Genomic DNA, 1,923 nt, shown 5'->3' with positions numbered 1-1,923 from the left:
TTCTCAGAAAGATTCGCGGATGTTGTTGGGCTTGGGCCCTCTTGGTTTAAGGGTTGTGTGGGCTGTCAGTTATACCTCATCTTTTTGAGAAAGGCTATACAAGCCCCCGGATTTATCCGTGGAATCAATCCCAAATCGAAAATCGAAAATCCTCTCTTCCCCCGAATTTATCCGTGGGATCGCCTCTAAAATCTAAAATCTAAAATCTAAAATCTAAAATCGATTGACGCACCCTACCGCTGAACTACGGTATCTACAAACTGCTATTCATCCAACCGCAGAATCTAACCACGCAATTAAATCCTCTTCACTTGTAAAATCCAACAAAGCCTCTCCCAAATCATCTAACTGTGCCGCAGATAACCCCTGGATGCGAGTTTGAATTTCCATTGTAACATCACCCACCCGCCGCACAATCTGACGCATAATTAATCCTATTTCCCCCTCAATTTTACCCCTTTCGATTCCCTGTTCAATCCCTTGTTCAATCCCTTGTTCAATCCCTTGTTCAATCCCTTGTTCAATCCCTTGTTGTATTCCTTGTTGTATTCCTTGTTGTATTCCCCTTTGAATACCAATCTCTATCCCTTTTGTCACAGAACCTAGTTGGTCTTGGATAAACATTTCTCGCTTGTCTACATCATTTAATTCGTCGAGGGTCAAATTTGCTCGGTTGGCAATTCCCATCGCGGCATTAATCTCTGCAACTGACCCCAATGTCTCTGGTACTACTTCCAATGAGGGTGCGTTTTTCATGAAGTAAATCCATTTTTCAGGCAGAGTTGTGAGTTCATTCAATTCTTTTTTGAATTTCGGTAATTCGACAAACACTAATTTGATTTCGCAGTTGGGATAGACGAATTTTTCTTCGGTTTCTGTGAATTCAAAGTGCGAAATTAGTTTTTCGGTGTTTTCAAATAAGATGAAGTCGGTGATGGTTAAGGCAATGACTGGTTTTAATCTTAAATAACCTTCTCCGGCTTTGAGTTGAGTAGAATAGGTTTTGGCTGCGTTGTACACGACTCGTTTTTCAAAGGCGGCGACGTTGAGTACCTGCATTTCCACAATTACGGTTTTGTTTCCGGTAATCTTGGCTTTGACATCCAGGTAGGTGTCTTTTAATCCTGTGACGCTTCCGGCTGAATAAGGGTCAATTATTTCTATTTCTTCGATTGTGGATTCTCCGTTATACAGCATTGCATTTAGGAAGCTGATTAAAATTTCTGGATGTTCTGAAGATGCGAAGATTTTTTTGAATGCAAAGTCTGTTTTGGGGCTGATGAAACGCATATAGTTATAGTTTTTCGTGAACAGCAGATGACACTGAGGAAGATGTAGAGGTAAGAGAAAAATCTGGAGTTAGGGCGGGCATGGGCACCGCCCTTACAAATTATCTAAATTCAGCTATCAGCCTGTGGCTTGAGTAGTTGTTACAGATGACATAACTAGCTTTCCAGTTATATCCATTGTTGCCAGTTTCAACACTTCATTAAAAGCTAAACCCCGAATTTTGAGTTCCCACCGAATGCCTTTTGCTTTCATCCGCTTGGCTTTCCGCATATCAACATCCGCAGCTTTTTGATTCAGTAGCAAATGTTTCATTGCTGCTGTGGCTTCTACTTTTGTGGGATATGCAATGTAGGTGATAAATCCGCCGTCCCAGTGGTTGGCGTTGCGGATGCTGCTGATAGTCGCTACTCTCGGACTAAATCGGTTCCAGTATAAGTCGCTGTAGCCGATCGCCTGTGTGTTCACTTGGAGTTTGTTTGCCATTTGACTTAACTCCTATAACCTTGTGTGCGGGGTTTGCAGTACCGTTTTGGTTGTTAGAGTCGATAGGGGCATTTCTACCCCTACCTCTCATTCAGAACGGAACGTGAAACTTTCGCTTCATTCCGCTCCTCGATATCTTCATCCTTTTTT

Annotated in this window: 3 protein-coding genes; 1 reads left to right on the top strand and 2 read right to left on the bottom strand. The window is 42.2% G+C overall.

Annotated features, from left to right (window positions below):
- The coding region (locus JGK20_RS34105) for a hypothetical protein (RefSeq protein WP_293233819.1) at window positions 1-189 on the top strand (189 nt) is incomplete at its 5' end.
- Window positions 190-267: 78 nt separating this feature from the next.
- Here JGK20_RS34105 and JGK20_RS34100 read toward each other — a convergent pair.
- The gene (locus tag JGK20_RS34100) at window positions 268-1,290 is read right to left on the bottom strand and encodes an Rpn family recombination-promoting nuclease/putative transposase (protein WP_293233817.1); all 1,023 of its coding nucleotides are present in this window, start codon (window positions 1,288-1,290) and stop codon (window positions 268-270) included.
- A 117-nt stretch (window positions 1,291-1,407) separates the two neighbouring features.
- Window positions 1,408-1,773, bottom strand: coding sequence for a hypothetical protein (locus tag JGK20_RS34095; protein WP_293182718.1), 366 nt, complete (start codon window positions 1,771-1,773; stop codon window positions 1,408-1,410).
- Window positions 1,774-1,923 lie beyond the last annotated feature (150 nt).

Source organism: Microcoleus sp. PH2017_05_CCC_O_A, assembly GCF_020738785.1.
Classification (GTDB): Bacteria; Cyanobacteriota; Cyanobacteriia; order Cyanobacteriales; family Microcoleaceae; genus Microcoleus.
Note: the sequence above shows the minus strand (reverse complement) of the source record. Positions and strands in the feature narration are given on the sequence as shown.

Coding starts and splice junctions, on each gene's coding strand:
- JGK20_RS34100 (WP_293233817.1), bottom strand. CDS start 1,290: ATGCGTTTCATCAGCCCCAAAACAGACTTTGCATTCAAAAAAATCTTC.
- JGK20_RS34095 (WP_293182718.1), bottom strand. CDS start 1,773: ATGGCAAACAAACTCCAAGTGAACACACAGGCGATCGGCTACAGCGAC.